At 65.7% G+C, this 13565-nt stretch carries 14 protein-coding genes; 1 reads left to right on the forward strand and 13 read right to left on the reverse strand.

The window, feature by feature from the left end; genetic code table 11:
* Positions 1 to 165 precede the first annotated feature (165 nt).
* Positions 166 to 609, forward strand: a complete 444-nt coding sequence (locus tag IEQ11_RS08625; RefSeq protein WP_036113891.1) for an acetyltransferase — start codon at positions 166 to 168, stop codon at positions 607 to 609.
* 81 nt (positions 610 to 690) lie between these two features.
* Here IEQ11_RS08625 and IEQ11_RS08630 read toward each other — a convergent pair whose 3' ends face one another.
* From IEQ11_RS08630 to pstS (IEQ11_RS08690), 13 genes are all read right to left on the reverse strand, one after another.
* Positions 691 to 1302: a glycoside hydrolase family 19 protein gene (locus IEQ11_RS08630; protein WP_036113979.1), complete on the reverse strand. Its 612-nt coding sequence runs from the start codon at positions 1300 to 1302 to the stop codon at positions 691 to 693.
* A gap of 173 nt (positions 1303 to 1475) precedes the next feature.
* Positions 1476 to 2351 (reverse strand): hypothetical protein, encoded by an 876-nt coding sequence (locus tag IEQ11_RS08635; protein WP_191822813.1) that lies wholly within the window; start codon positions 2349 to 2351, stop codon positions 1476 to 1478.
* Positions 2352 to 2529: 178 nt separating this feature from the next.
* Positions 2530 to 3177, reverse strand: a complete 648-nt coding sequence (gene rnt, locus IEQ11_RS08640) for a ribonuclease T (RefSeq protein ID WP_191822814.1) — start codon at positions 3175 to 3177, stop codon at positions 2530 to 2532.
* 217 nt (positions 3178 to 3394) lie between these two features.
* The gene (locus IEQ11_RS08645; RefSeq protein ID WP_191822815.1) at positions 3395 to 4174 is read right to left on the reverse strand and encodes an HvfC family RiPP maturation protein; all 780 of its coding nucleotides are present in this window, start codon (positions 4172 to 4174) and stop codon (positions 3395 to 3397) included.
* A gap of 3 nt (positions 4175 to 4177) precedes the next feature.
* Positions 4178 to 5047, reverse strand: a complete 870-nt coding sequence (locus IEQ11_RS08650; protein WP_191822816.1) for an HvfB family MNIO-type RiPP peptide maturase — start codon at positions 5045 to 5047, stop codon at positions 4178 to 4180.
* A 49-nt stretch (positions 5048 to 5096) separates the two neighbouring features.
* On the reverse strand, positions 5097 to 5531 hold the full coding sequence (locus IEQ11_RS08655) for an HvfA family oxazolone/thioamide-modified RiPP metallophore (RefSeq protein WP_191822817.1): 435 nt from the start codon (positions 5529 to 5531) through the stop codon (positions 5097 to 5099).
* Between the two features lie 227 nt (positions 5532 to 5758).
* A complete protein-coding gene (locus IEQ11_RS08660; protein WP_200899887.1) occupies positions 5759 to 6262 on the reverse strand; it encodes an RNA polymerase sigma factor in 504 nt (167 codons plus the stop codon).
* 520 nt (positions 6263 to 6782) lie between these two features.
* Positions 6783 to 7493, reverse strand: a complete 711-nt coding sequence (gene phoU / locus IEQ11_RS08665; RefSeq protein WP_046656171.1) for a phosphate signaling complex protein PhoU — start codon at positions 7491 to 7493, stop codon at positions 6783 to 6785.
* Between the two features lie 148 nt (positions 7494 to 7641).
* Positions 7642 to 8457 (reverse strand): phosphate ABC transporter ATP-binding protein PstB, encoded by an 816-nt coding sequence (gene pstB / locus IEQ11_RS08670; RefSeq protein ID WP_046656172.1) that lies wholly within the window; start codon positions 8455 to 8457, stop codon positions 7642 to 7644.
* Between the two features lie 34 nt (positions 8458 to 8491).
* Positions 8492 to 9397, reverse strand: a complete 906-nt coding sequence (pstA, locus tag IEQ11_RS08675) for a phosphate ABC transporter permease PstA (protein ID WP_191822818.1) — start codon at positions 9395 to 9397, stop codon at positions 8492 to 8494.
* Positions 9397 to 10368, reverse strand: coding sequence for a phosphate ABC transporter permease subunit PstC (pstC, locus tag IEQ11_RS08680; RefSeq protein ID WP_036113863.1), 972 nt, complete (start codon positions 10366 to 10368; stop codon positions 9397 to 9399). Before pstC ends, pstA begins: the two co-directional genes overlap by 1 nt.
* A gap of 436 nt (positions 10369 to 10804) precedes the next feature.
* Entirely contained in the window at positions 10805 to 11890 is a 1086-nt protein-coding gene (gene pstS, locus IEQ11_RS08685; protein ID WP_046658918.1) for a phosphate ABC transporter substrate-binding protein PstS, read from the reverse strand.
* Between the two features lie 527 nt (positions 11891 to 12417).
* Positions 12418 to 13437 (reverse strand): phosphate ABC transporter substrate-binding protein PstS, encoded by a 1020-nt coding sequence (gene pstS, locus IEQ11_RS08690; RefSeq protein ID WP_425494665.1) that lies wholly within the window; start codon positions 13435 to 13437, stop codon positions 12418 to 12420.
* Between the last annotated feature and the right edge of the window lie 128 nt (positions 13438 to 13565).

The following is a 13565-nucleotide window of genomic DNA, read 5'->3' on the forward strand; positions in this document are numbered from 1 at the left end:
CGGGCTTGAAGTTCGACCCGACGCGGCGCGATGGATTCTTCGCGCCGTCGTTCGATCATGCGGTCGCTATCGCAATGATGAAAACCCGGCCGCCGGCTGGATCGACGATCCGGCCGGCGGTTACTTTGTCCAGACACTCAGGCCGTTTCCATCCAGGAGGGATGAATGCGCATCCGTGCCCGCGTCCGTGCCGACAATCCGGTCCTGCTCGATCTGTGGCATCGATCGGTGCGCGCGACCCACGATTTCCTCAACGAGGACGACATCGCGCAATTGCTGCCGCAGGTGCGCGACCTGTATCTCGATGCGGTCGATGTCTGGGTCTACGAGGACACGGACGGTCGGCTGCTCGGTTTTATCGGCCTGTCGGGCGCGCAGGTCGAGATGCTGTTTCTGGACCCGCGCTGGCGCGGGCAGGGCATCGGCACGCGTTTGCTCGATCATGCGCGCGAGTTGCGAGGCGCCTTGACCGTCGACGTCAACGAACAAAACCCGCGGGCGCATGGGTTCTATCGGCGCTACGGGTTCGCCGATGTCGGCCGTTCGCCGACCGACGGCCAGGGGCGGCCGTTTCCCTTGATCCACATGGCGCTGCGCGGCGCGGACTGAGCCGGGTCCTTCGATCCGATTCGTCGCTTATCGCCGCGACGGCGGCCTCATCGAGGCCACCGATTGCGTCGGCGCGTCGGCTCACTGCAAGGCGTTGACCAGCAACTCATCGAACCGGCGCGCGATGTCGGCGATGGTCTGCGCCTTGTCCTGGCCGTTGATGATGCGCCGCGCTTCCTCGTAGTTCGGCAATTGCCCGGGCTTGAAGTAGTTGTCGAGTTTCTTGCCGGTGAACCAGCCCTTCTTCATGCCCTCCATCGCGATCGCGTAGGCGATCTCGGGCTTCTTGGCGTCGTCGGGCTTGTTCAGCAGATCGATGCCGAGGAGCTTGCCGGCGCGTTCGTAGTTGGCGCGGCCGGTCAGCTGCACGTAGCCGCGGCCGTGGAAGCGCGCGCCGTCGCCCGCGCGGGTGTTGCCGAGCATCCTGCCCACGCGGGTGTCCGGGCCGTACAGGCGGTTGAAGCGCGCGTCGTCGCCGAACTCGTCGATCGGCCGCAGGGTGTGCGCGGTTTCCCACTTGAACGTCGCCAGGCAATAGGCGATCTGGTTGCGATGCACCGGGTTGGAACTGAAACTGGCGTCCTGCTCGATGCGTCCGATCAAGAAGCGCAGCGCCTGCGCGAGGTCGTCGCGCAACGGTCCGAAGCGCTTGCGGTAGCCATCGAGAAACTGCTCGTCGTCGAAAGCGAACATCCTGTCCTCCTGCATGCGCAGCGCCACGGCTGCGCGAAAGCGGTCGCGCGTCGGGCCGATCCTGACCGCGACGTGCCGCTCGATGTCTAATCAACGCGGGGGCCGCGCATGCACGGTCAGCGCGGGCTGTTTCATGGCTGAAACATCCCCGGACGGACTGGGTCGACGCCAGATCAGCTCAGGCCGTAGCGTTCGATTACGCGCTCGGCGGCGGTTTCGTATTGCCGGCGCGCGTACTCAGAGCCGTGCCGCGGGCCGCTTGACGCGGTCAATTCCTCTCGCCAACGACCCAGGCGGCTGCGATCGAGTTGACGCCGCAGCGAAGAGACGAAGGCATGGCGACGCTGCGAGTCGATAAACGAAGTTTCCGCGTCGTCCAATGTCAATGGCGACGCAGGCGCGTGGATCAGATGATGGTGTTGCCAAGTCGCCGGATACAGCTCGCTGTGGCTTAACTGGTCCGGATACGCCCCGTCCACGATCAGCGGCGCCGATCCGGCGAGCCAGACGACGAAGGCGGCCCGCCAGTTGGGGTCCGAGATGCCGAGCGCGCTGACAAGCCAGCCGTCGATCAGTTCGGCATCCAGGTATTTCAAAACCAGCAGACACGAGGCCGCCAGCGCGTCGCCCCCGTCGAAATACAAGCCGTGATGCGGGCTGTCGCCTAGCGGCTCGAAAAAATTGTTGGCCGCAACGCGCCCTTGATTCCAGCGCTGCGCCGCGAACAAGGTCCTCGCCAAGGTATCGAGCAGGTCGCGTCGGACATGGGGCGGCAGATTCGGAAGGCTGGGGTCGGGACAATGTACGAACGTCGCCGTCGTCAACGCACCGTGCAGCCAGCGCCCGAAGAAATACGGTTGTTGGCCGTCGCCGATCAGGGTTTGGGCGCGTGGCAGCAAAAATCCGAACCACACGAGCCACTCACGTCTGGCGCCGAACGAGCCAGGACCCGAGGACAGTTCGAATAACGCGCAGTCGAGCTCGTCTTGCCGCCATCGCAGTGGGTCTTCGTCCATCAATCCCGAGAACAGGCGGCGTTCCTCGCTCATGAACCAGGCTTCGCCCATGGCTCGCCGAGGCAAGCGTACAAGCGCGCGCAGACGCTGCATTGCCTGAGCCGATGGGCCGATGCCTGGCGCCCAAAAATAAGGCGGCGTCGCAAGATTTTCGGTCATAAAGCGATGGCGGGTTGATGCGCGAGGACCACGAAGGCTGGTCGCAAAAAGCTCAGCCGCCGCGTGGCCACATGTTGACGATCTTGCAAAACAGCTCGGCCGTGCGCTGTGTGTCGTAGACGGCCGAGTGCGCTTCCTGCGCGTTCCACGACAGGCCTGCGGCCTGGACCGCGCGCGCGAGCACGGTCTGGCCGTAGGCGACGCCGGCCAGGGTCACCGTGTCGAACACGCTGAAGGGGTGGAAAGGATTGCGCTTGTGGCCGCTGCGGGCGACCGCGGCGTTGAGGAAATTGAGGTCGAAATGGGCGTTGTGGCCGACCAGGATCGCGCGCTGGCAGCCGTGGCGCTTGACCGCCTCGCGCACCGGCCCGAACACCGCTTCCAGCGCCTGACGCTCGGGCTTGGCGTCGCGGAACGGGTGATCGATGTCGATGCCGGTGATTTCCAGCGACTTAGGGTCGATCAGGGTGCCGGGCGCGGGCACCACGTGGGCGCTGGCGATCTCGCCGGGCACGATCCGGCCGTCGGCGTCCAGCTCCAGCGGCAGCACCGCGATTTCCAGCAGCGCGTGCTTGTTCCAGTCGAAGCCGCCGGTTTCGACGTCGACGACCACCGGCAGGTAGCCGCGGAAACGGTTGGCGAGGGTGGTGGGGAAGGGCGCCGCGGTGGTCGCGGGCGCGGTCGGGCCGGTTTCGGTCATCGCGAAAGCCTAGCAGGTTGGGGCGATGGCTTTGGCGTGTGCGGGCTGAACCGGCGTTGCGGGACTGTCTGCTCGTCGTGGGCAGGGCCGCGACCTCGGTCTGAGATCGCGATCAGGGCTTCAGTGGCGTCGTGGTCGCGGTGGCGCGGTCGCGGCTCGCGCCGCTCCTACAGTCTGGGACGATCCGACGCGGGACGGCGTGGATGCACGGTTGCGATCAAGCCGGCGGATTCTCGGCGCGGGCAAAGAAGATCACCCCGCTTGCGCGCATCTGCCGCAACAGGCCGTCGCCGAGCGCGAGGAAGGCGGCGCTGTCGTCGCTGCCGGCTTCCTGCGCCAGGGCCTGCAGTTGTTCGCGCGCGGTCAGTTCCGGCGATTCGCCGATGCGTTCGACCAGGCGATAGGCCAGCGGGCTGAGTTCGGAAAAACGCACGTCGCCGCCGGCTTCGCGGCGCAGCAGGACCAGGGTCGGGGTCGCCGGCGGCTGTTCGGGCTGGTGGTCGGGGCCGAGCCGATGCACCGGCCAGGCATAGGCCAGGGGCCAGGCCAGCGGCGAGAGCCGCGGATGGTGCTCCAGCAGTTCGTCGTCGCCGATCGCGGCATCGTCTTGCGGCGCGGCCGCGTCGCTGAGTTGCAGCGCCAGTTCGACCCACTCGTAATGCGCGAGTTCGGGCAGGAACGGCGGGATGGCGTCGCCGTCGAGACCGTCCAGATAGCGCAGGAACTCGCGCGCGATCTCGGCGAACAGCGGGGTGCGGCAGCGATAGTCGCGGTAGAAATCGCGCACGAGCCGTTGCCAGCGTTCCTCGCCCAGCAGTTGGCTGATGACCGGGAAATTTCCCGACAGCAGGCCCAGGATGTTGTTGAACAGCAGTTCGCGATAAATCCCCAGGCGCCGGTCCTCGATGCCTTGCGGCGCGGGGCTGGCCTGCGGATCGCGCAGATGCCGGGTCAGTTCGAACTGCTGCGCGCGCAGGCGCGAGGGTGCGTCGTTCATGGCTCAGGCGCGCGCGCGGCGGGCCGGGCTTGCCGAGGCCTGGCTCGATTCGCTCAGCACCCGGCGCACGATTCGCAACTCGTCGACCAGTTCTTCGTAGGGCGGGAAATTGAAATCGCGTTCGAGCAGGGTCGGGCGCGGGCCGAACATGCGGTAGGCGTCGCCGAGCAGCGACCACACTTCGTTCTTCACCGGCGCGCCGTGGGTGTCGACCTTGAGGTCGTCGGCCTCGTCGTAATGGCCGGCGACATGGATATAGGCGATGCGTTCGTGCGGCATCGCCTGGATGAATTCGCGTGCGTCGTAACGATGGTTGATCGAATTGACGTAGACATTGTTGACGTCGAGCAGCAAGTCGCAATCGGCCTCGGCCAGGATCGCGCGGGTGAATTCGATCTCGCTCATCTGCTGGTGCGGAGCGGCGTAGTAGGACGCGTTTTCCACCGCGATGCGGCGGCCGACGATGTCCTGGGTGCGGCGGATGCGCGCGGCGACGTGATGCACGGCTTCCTCGGTGAACGGAATCGGCAGCAGGTCGTACAGATGGCCGTCGTCGCTGCAGTAACTCAGGTGTTCGCTGTAGCAGGCCACGCGGTGTTCGTCGAGGAAGCGACGCACCCGGGCCAGGAAGGTTTCGTCGAGCGGCTCGGTGCCGCCCAGCGACAGGGACAGGCCGTGGCAGACCAGCCGATGGCGCGAGGACAACTCGCGCAAGGCTTCGCCGAAACGGCCGCCGATGCCGATCCAGTTTTCCGGCGCGCATTCGAGAAAATCGAAATCGCGTTCGTCTTCGGCGGTCGGCGCGGACTGCAGCGGGCTCAGCAGAGCCCGCCGCAGGCCTAGACCGACGGCATCGGATTTCAGACTGCGCATGCCGTCCATCGGGTCAGCTCAGTGGCATATCGGACCGATTCGAAACGAATCAGACCGAACCGCCGCACTTGCCTTCGCCGCACTTGCCTTCACCGGCCTTCTTGGCCGCCGCTTCGCCGGTCTTGACCGGCTTGGCCGCGTCGGCCTTCTTTTCGCCGCCGCACTTGCCTTCGCCGGCCTTCTTCTTGTCGGCGCCGCACTTGCCTTCGCCGCACTTGCCCTCGGCGGCCTTCTTCTTGTCGGCGCCGCAGCTGCCTTCCTTCGCCTTCTTGTCGGCGCCACAGCTGCCTTCGGCCGTCTTGGCGGTGTCGGCGGCGGCCTTGGCGTCGGCGGCCTTTTCGGCGGCCGGCGGAGCCTGCTGAGCGCCGAGCAGGTAGCCCTGCGACAGATCGCTCATCGCGAACGCGGAAGCCGACAGGCTCAGACCACCGATCAGGGTGGCGCCGAGGGCGAGGGCGAGGGGCTTCTTGATTTGCTTGGACATGGATGACTCCTGTGGCGATGAGGGCGGAGGATGGTCCGCCGTTGGAATAACGGCCCAGTGTGCCGGGTTCCGTCAGATCGGGTTGTGCTTGAAACGCGATGGATGCGTTCGAGCTGTTGGGTGATACGACTTCGATACGAACTTGGATGCAACGGGCCGGCGGCGATCGACAGCGCCACCGTCAACAGGCGCGGCCTTCGACGAGCGTGCTTTCAACAAGCGCGCCGTCAACAAGCCAGGTACTCGCGGGCGAGCAGCCGCGCCCTGTGCAAACGCGATTTCACCGCTTCGCGGGTCAGGCCGAGCTGTTCGCCGATTTCGGCGATGGTCAGCCCTTCCAGATCGCGCAGCAGGATGATGCGGCGGTAATGCGCGGGCAAGGATTCCAGCGCGGCGGCGACATCATGCCGCCACTCGGCCGGTTCGTGGCTCACCATCGGCGCGATGTCGTCGCTGATGGCGTCGCCACTGAGCATGCGCCGGCCGCGCTTGAGCCGGTTGCATTCGCGCTTGACGATGCGGAAGGTCCACGACACGAAGCATTCGAGTACCCGCAGGTCGCGCAGCTTGCGCGATACGGTGAACAGGCTTTCCTGGACCGCGTCCTCGACGTCGTTGATGACGCAGTGGTACTCGGCGTATCGGCGCAGGTCCTGGCGCGAATGCACCAGCACCCGTTCCAATGCGGCCGTGTCGCCCGAGCGGGCGGCTGCCAGATCATCGTGGGCCATCGATAGCGTCATGCCGGGCTGTCCTCCTGAGTTCCCAAAAATACACTGCAGCGTGGGGCTGCGGACATGTACCAAGAGTTTAGGAGGAGGCGAACGGATTCGCGCTTCGGCGGCGATGCGCCGAAATTGTTTAGAACGGGTTAAGCCGGATTGGGCTGTAACCGTTTGCAGCCTTGAGCTGCAAGGGCCGGACGTGTCGAGGTCGATGCTGCGCGGTGGAGTGCGCGAACCTCGCTGGACATTAGGTGCGGGGAAGGTTGCGGTCGGTCGGAGCGGGCACCTTGGCGATGCTGCACTGCAACGTGCGCGAAAACGGTCGCTTCGGCCGGTCGTTCGCTACGGGGACGAGCGGTGTCGCCCGGCGGGGAGTCACCGCGAACGGGAGGGCCAGGGGGTTTCGCACGAGGGGTTCAGGCCCGACGCCCCGGGCGCCGATGGCGTCGATTCCCGCGGCGCCGGATCAAACAACGACGGGGCCGAAGCCCCGTCGATACCACCACCAACAGCCGGCGACGCGGGCTTACAGCGCGCCGGTGGTGTTGGTGTCATCGCGCTTCTCGCGCGGCGGCAGCAGCTCTTCGCCCTTGACCAGGAACCACACGTTCTCGGCGATGTTGGTGGCGTGGTCGCCGATGCGTTCGATGTTCTTGGCCATGAACAGCAGATGGGTGCAGGCGGTGATGCTGCGCGCGTCCTCCATCATGTAGGTCAGCAGCTCGCGGAACAGGCCGGTGTAGGCGGTGTCGATCTCGGCATCGCGCGCGCGCACCTTCTGCGCCAGCTCGATGTCGTTGTCGCGATAGGCGCTGAGCACATCGCGCAGCTGCTTGACCGCGAGCGTGCCCAGCGCATGCAGCCCGGCGACGTGCGGCAGCGGCGGCGACAGGTTCAGCGCGGTGGAACGCTTGGCGACGTTGGCGGCGTAATCGCCGACGCGTTCGATGTCCGAGGCGATGCGGATCGCGGCGAGGATCTCGCGCAGGTCGCGCGCCATCGGCCCGCGCAGCGCCAGCTTCATCACGTCGTGGCTGATTTCCTGCTCGAGCGCGTCGATCGCTTCATCGTTGGCGATGATGCGCTCGGCGGCCTTGTCGTCGCGACGCTGGACCACGTCGAGCGCGGCTTCCAGCTGCGAAGCGGCCATCTCGCCCATGCGCAGGGTTTCGTCGAGCAGGCGGCGCTGCTCGTCGTCGTAGCTTTTGACGATGTGGTCGTGCATTTGGGTGCTCATGGGCGTAAGGCCGGGAATCGGGAATGGGGATTCGGGAATCGTTGAAGGCAACAGCAATGGCGGCGACAGTACGGCTGGGGCAGGTAACGAGGGAACCGGCGTTCGCTTTTGACGATTCCCGATTCCCCATTCCCGATTCCCGGCCGCTTCAGCCGAAGCGGCCAGTGATGTAATCCTCGGTCTGCTGCTTGGTCGGCTGCGAGAAGATCTGTTCGGTCGGGCCGTGTTCGATCAGATCGCCCAGGTACATGAAGGCGGTGAAGTCGGACACGCGCGCGGCCTGCTGCATGTTGTGGGTAACGATTGCGATGGTGTAGTCCTTCTTCAGCTCTTCGACCAGTTGTTCGATGCGGCTGGTCGAGATCGGGTCGAGCGCCGAGGTCGGTTCGTCGAGCAACAGCACCGACGGCTTGAGCGCCACCGCGCGCGCGATGCACAGGCGCTGCTGCTGGCCGCCGGACAGGCCCAGCGCGCTCTGGCCCAGCTTGTCCTTGACCTCGTCCCACAGCGCGCCCTGGCGCAGCGCGTGTTCGACGCGATCGTTCATTTCCGACTTCGACAATTTCTCGTGGTGACGGATGCCGTAGGCCACGTTCTCGAAGATCGTCATCGGGAACGGCACGGGCTTTTGGAACACCATGCCGACCTTGCTGCGCAACCGGTTCATCGGATAGCGCGGGTCGAGGATGTTCTCGCCGTCGAGGATCACCTCGCCGCGCGCTTCCAGTTTCGGGTACAGCGCGTAGATGCGGTTGAAGATGCGCAGCAAGGTCGACTTGCCGCAACCCGACGGGCCGATCAGCGCGGTGACCTGCTTTTCCGGGATGTCCAGGTTGATCGACTTGAGGGCGTGGAACTTGTCGTAATAGAAGTCCAGGCCGCGCGCGGCGAGCTTGACCGGCGAAGCGCCGACCACGGCCGCGGCGCGGTCGGGGGTGGCGACGGAGAGACGTGCATCGTTCATGGCCGGGGTCCGGGCAACGGGTTGGTTCGAGAGGTCAGTCATTGGCGATCCGATTGCGCAACACGAGGGCGCGGGCGAGCAGGCTGACGACGAGGACGAAGAAGGTGAGCACCAGGGCGCCGGCCCAGGCCAGGGTCTGCCAGGTTTCGTACGGGCTGCCGGCGAACTGGTTCATCACCACCGGCACGCTGGCCATCGGCTGCAGCACGTTGTGGCTCCAGTACTGGTTGCCGAACGCGGTGAACAGCAGCGGCGCGGTTTCGCCGCTGATCCGCGCCAGCGCGAGCAGCACGCCGGTGACGATGCCGGCCGAGGCGCTGCGGTACAGCACCTGCACGATCACCTTCCACTGCGGCACGCCCAGCGACAGCGCTGCTTCGCGCATCTGTGCCGGCACCAGCCGCAGCATTTCGTCGGTGGTGCGCACCACCACCGGCAGCACGATGAAGGCCAGCGAGATCGCGCCGGCCAGGGCCGAGAAATTGCCGCCGCTCTGCATCACCACCAGGGTGTAGACGAACAGGCCCAGCACGATCGACGGCGCCGACAGCAGGATGTCGTTGACGAAGCGCACCACCGTGCCGATCTTGCGCCCGGCGCCGTATTCGGCCAGCCAGGTGCCGGCGGCGATGCCGAGCGGCGTGCCGATCACGATCGCGATCAGGCACATCACCGCGCTGCCGAAGAAGGCGTTGAGCAGGCCGCCTTCCTGCATCGGCGGCGGCGTGTTCTGGGTAAACAGCGCGACGTTGATGCCGCCCAGGCCCTTGGCGAGCAGGGTGTAGAGAATCCAGCCCAGGAAGAACAGGCCGAACGCGGCCGCGGCGCAGGCGAGCACGACCGCGACGGTGTTGACGATGCGGCGGCGGCCGTACAGCGAATCGGCGACGCGATGGCGGCGCTGGGTGTCGGCATCGACGGTCTTGGCGACGGTATTCATCAGTTGCCCTCCTTGCGCGAGAGCTGCATCAGCATGAAGCGCGCCGCGGCGAGCACGACGAAGGTCACGATGAACAAGACGAAGCCGAGCAGCAGCAGCGCCGAGCGGTAGGTTTCGGTGGCTTCGCCGAAGTCGTTGGCAATCAGCGCGGCGATGGTGGTGCCCGGTTCCAGCAGCGAGGTCGAGAAGTTGACCGAGTTGCCGATCACGAACGCGACCGCCATGGTTTCGCCCAGCGCGCGGCCCAGGCCGAGGAATACGCCGCCGATCACCGCCGAGCGGGTGTAGGGCAGGACGATGTCCCAGCTGACTTCCCACTTGGTCGAACCCAGCGCGTAGGCCGATTCCTTCAGCCGGGTCGGCACGGTCAGGAACACTTCGCGCATGACCGAGGAAATGAACGGGATCACCATGATCGCCAGGACGATGCCGGCGGTGAGCATGCCGATGCCGAGCGGCGGTCCCTGGAACAGCGTGCCGATCACCGGCAGGGTGCCGACGTGATCGTTGAGCCAGGGCGTGACGTACTCGGTCATCACCGGCACCAGCACGAACAGGCCCCACATGCCGTAGATGATCGAGGGAATGCCGGCCAGCAGCTCGATCGCGGTGCCGATCGGACCGCGCGCCCAACGCGGCGCGACTTCGGTCAGGAAGAAGGCGATGCCGAAGCTGATCGGCACGGCGATGATCATCGCGATCATCGCGGTGACGATGGTGCCGTAGATCGGCACCAGCGCGCCGTAATGGTTCTCGACCGGGTTCCATTCGGTGGTGATGAAGAAATCGATGCCTTCTTCGGCCAGTACGTGGCGGCCGCCCCACAGCATCGACAGCGCCGCGCTGGCCAGCGCGATCAACACGAAGACGACGGTGGCGGTCAGTACGTAGCGGAACAGGCGATCGTTGCGCGCATCTTTGCCGTCGCGGCTGTTGCTGCCGGTATGGGCGGGTAGGGCGGTCGCGTTCATTGCGAGATGGGGTCCGTCGTGGCCGGGCTTGCGGTGGCGGGCTTGGTTCTGCGCGTTTTGTGCTTTGATTCGGAGATGCTGCGAACTAGCGTTGCGGCGCTGCGAGCGGCGTTTGCTTTTGCTCGTCATTCCCGCGAACGCGGGAATCCAGCGACTTGAAGCTTTCGTGGTGTTGCCGTTGCTGCTGTTGTTGCTGTTGCTTTCGTTTCTGCTTTTGCCGTCATCCCCGCGAAGGCGGGGATCCAGGGCTTCATCGCGACGTCTCTTTCAATAGGCGGTATCGCACTTGATTCACTGGCGACCCCGGCCAGGGCTGGTCGCCCTGGCGTTCGCGGATGCGCGAGCCAGTAGCTCGCAAACGCATCCGCTCACCCCACCCCGCCGGGATGACGTCCTGGCAAAGCCGCGTCCGCAAAAGCGGACGCGGGCCAGAACATCACTTGAACTCAGCCGCCCAGTACGCCTCGATCTGCTTGACCAGTTCCGGCGGCAGCGGCACGTAATCCAGCGCCTGCGCCTGGGTCTGGCCGTTCTCGAACGCCCACTTGAAGAAGCCGCGCGTATCGGCGCTGCGCTTGGCGTCCTTGGGCTGCTTGTACATCAGGATGAAATTGGTCGCGGTGATCGGCCAGGACTTCTCGCCCGAGGCGTTGGTGATCACCAGGTTGAAGTCCTTCGCGCTCGCCCAGTCGGCGGTCGAGGCCGCGGCCTGGAAGGCTTCGGCGCTGGGCTGCACGAACTGGCCGGCCGCGTTCTGCAACTGGGTGTGGGCCATCTTGTTCTGCAGCGCGTAGGCCAGTTCGACGTAGCCGATCGAGCCCTTGATCTGCTTCACGTACGAAGCCACGCCTTCGTTGCCCTTGCCGCCGACGCCGCCGGGCCACTGCACCGAGGTGCCTTCGCCGACCTTGGCCTTCCACTCCGGGCTGACCTTGGACAGGTAGTTGGAGAAGTTGAAGGTCGTGCCCGAACCGTCGGAGCGGTGCACGATGTTGATCTTCACGTCCGGCAGGGTGGTGCCCGGGTTCGCCGCGGCGATCTTGGGATCGTTCCACTTCGACACGGTGCCCAGGAAGATGTCGGCCAGCAGCGGGCCGGTCAGGCGCAGCTTGCCCGCTTCGATGCCGTCGACGTTGACCACTGGCACCACGCCGCCGATCGCCGAGGGGAACTGGCCCAGGCCGGCGGCGGCGAGTTCTTCGCTCGGCAGCGGCTTGTCGGAGGAGCCGAAGTCGACCGTGCCGGCCTTGATCTGGGCGATGCCGCCGCCCGAACCGATCGACTGGTAGTTGACCTTGGCGCCGGTCGACTTGTTGTAGTCATCGGACCACTTCGACAGCAGCGGGTAGATGAAGGTGGCGCCGGCGCCGGTGATCTGCACGGCGACCTGGTCGCCCGCGGGCGCGGCCGCGTCGGTCTTGGCTTCACCGGCCGGGGCCGGGTTCTGCTTGCCGCCGCACGCGGCGGCGGCCAGCGCGATGGCGAGGGAGAGGACGGCGATACGGGCCGGCGACGATTTCATGCGGTGCTCCATCAAGGGGGCCGGCATGGGCGCCGGCTGGGCTGGCGCCATTTGATGATCTTTTTGTTACACGGCTATGACACGGATTCGTCACGAATCTGTAGTGAAAGGCCGGGCGGGGTGCTGGAGGTCGCGGTTTCGCGGGGTTTCGGCGGGGCGGACGGTAACAAATGCGCGATCAGCGGGGTCGGGGGCGGCCCTCATCCGGCCCTTCGGGCCACCTTCTCCCGCAGGCGGGAGAAGGATTCCGTCGGCCGGAATCGCAAGATCGGCCGGATCGCAAGACCGGCCGAAGTCGCAAGATCGGTCGAAGTCGCAAGAATCGATTCCGACGACGCGCACTGAGCCCCTCTCCCGCTTGCGGGAGAGGGGTTGGGGTGAGGGCGCGATGCGAGGCAAAGCCACCGCTTCCTCGCCTCCTGCAAAAAAACAAAACGGGCCCGAAGGCCCGTTTCGTCCGATCACTGCAATGGAAAACCGATCTCCCCCGATCTGAAGGATCCCCCCGGACCCGACGATCGGTCGGATCAGTAATTCATGCTCGTGGTCCAGTAGCTCTCGATCTGCTTGACCAGCGCGTCGGGCAGCGGGACGTAGTCCAGCGTCTTGGCCTGCGCGTCGCCGTTGGCGTACACCCAGCGGAAGAATTCCTTGGCGTTCTTGGCGCCTTCGGCGTTCTTGGGCTGCTTGTACATCAGGATGAAGTTGGTCGCGGTGATCGGCCAGGAGTTCTCGCCCGGCGCATTGGTCATCACCAGGTAGAAGTCCTTGGCATCGCCCCACTGCGCGCTGGCGGCGGCCGCGGCGAAGGTCTCGTCGGTCGGCAGCACGAACTTGCCGTCGGCGTTCTTCAGACGCGAATACGCCATCTTGTTCTGCAGCGCGTACGACAGCTCGACATAGCCGATGCCGCCCTGGATCTGCTTGACGTAAGCGGCCACGCCCTCGTTGCCCTTGCCGCCGATGCCGATCGGCCACTTGACCGCGGTGCCTTCGCCGACCGAGCTCTTCCACTCGCCGCTGACCTTGGACAGGTAGTTGACGAAGTTGAAGGTGGTGCCCGAACCGTCGGAGCGGTGCACGACGGTGATCTTCTTCGCCGGCAGCGGCACGCCGCCGTTGAGCGCGACGATCGCCGGATCGTTCCACATGGTGATCTTGCCGAGGAAGATGTTGGCGAGGGTCTCGCCGTCGAGCTTCATCGCGCCGGAGACCACGCCGGGCACATTGAGCACCGGCACCACGCCGCCGATCACCGACGGGAACTGGGCCAGACCGAACTTGGCCAGTTCATCGGGCTTGAGCGGCGCATCGGACGAGCCGAAGTCGACCGTGCCGGCCTTGATCTGGGCGATGCCGCCGCCGGAACCGATCGACTGGTAGTTGACCTTCTTGTTGGTGGCCTTGGCGTAGTCGGCCGACCACTTGGACATCACCGGATAAACGAAGGAAGCGCCGGCGCCAGTCACGTCGGCGGCCTGCGCGTTGAACGCGAAGGCGGCAGCCAGTGCAAGCGCGGTCACGCGGAACGAACGGGTATTGAACACGATGAGGCTCCTGAAGAGAGACGGCTGGCACGAATCCGTTGTGGCGCATTGCATAACGGTTCGATGACAGTCGCGAGTCGGAAACATGACAAACGCGTGACTTGCTCCCCGATCCGGTTTCGGCCGTC

Origin of the sequence: Lysobacter capsici, assembly GCF_014779555.2 — a bacterium.
Taxonomy (GTDB): domain Bacteria; phylum Pseudomonadota; class Gammaproteobacteria; order Xanthomonadales; family Xanthomonadaceae; genus Lysobacter; species Lysobacter capsici.

What these genes read in the sequence shown, in the direction of transcription:
- pstC (WP_036113863.1), bottom strand. Translation starts at nt 10,368, where the DNA reads ATGAACGCGACCGCCCTACCCGCCCATACCGGCAGCAACAGCCGCGAC.
- IEQ11_RS08645 (WP_191822815.1), bottom strand. Translation starts at nt 4,174, where the DNA reads ATGAACGACGCACCCTCGCGCCTGCGCGCGCAGCAGTTCGAACTGACC.
- IEQ11_RS08655 (WP_191822817.1), bottom strand. Translation starts at nt 5,531, where the DNA reads ATGTCCAAGCAAATCAAGAAGCCCCTCGCCCTCGCCCTCGGCGCCACC.
- IEQ11_RS08630 (WP_036113979.1), bottom strand. Translation starts at nt 1,302, where the DNA reads ATGTTCGCTTTCGACGACGAGCAGTTTCTCGATGGCTACCGCAAGCGC.
- pstB (WP_046656172.1), bottom strand. Translation starts at nt 8,457, where the DNA reads ATGAACGATGCACGTCTCTCCGTCGCCACCCCCGACCGCGCCGCGGCC.
- pstS (WP_046658918.1), bottom strand. Translation starts at nt 11,890, where the DNA reads ATGAAATCGTCGCCGGCCCGTATCGCCGTCCTCTCCCTCGCCATCGCG.
- rnt (WP_191822814.1), bottom strand. Translation starts at nt 3,177, where the DNA reads ATGACCGAAACCGGCCCGACCGCGCCCGCGACCACCGCGGCGCCCTTC.
- IEQ11_RS08650 (WP_191822816.1), bottom strand. Translation starts at nt 5,047, where the DNA reads ATGCGCAGTCTGAAATCCGATGCCGTCGGTCTAGGCCTGCGGCGGGCT.
- IEQ11_RS08660 (WP_200899887.1), bottom strand. Translation starts at nt 6,262, where the DNA reads ATGGCCCACGATGATCTGGCAGCCGCCCGCTCGGGCGACACGGCCGCA.
- IEQ11_RS08635 (WP_191822813.1), bottom strand. Translation starts at nt 2,351, where the DNA reads ATGAGCGAGGAACGCCGCCTGTTCTCGGGATTGATGGACGAAGACCCA.
- phoU (WP_046656171.1), bottom strand. Translation starts at nt 7,493, where the DNA reads ATGAGCACCCAAATGCACGACCACATCGTCAAAAGCTACGACGACGAG.
- IEQ11_RS08625 (WP_036113891.1), top strand. Translation starts at nt 166, where the DNA reads ATGCGCATCCGTGCCCGCGTCCGTGCCGACAATCCGGTCCTGCTCGAT.
- pstA (WP_191822818.1), bottom strand. Translation starts at nt 9,397, where the DNA reads ATGAATACCGTCGCCAAGACCGTCGATGCCGACACCCAGCGCCGCCAT.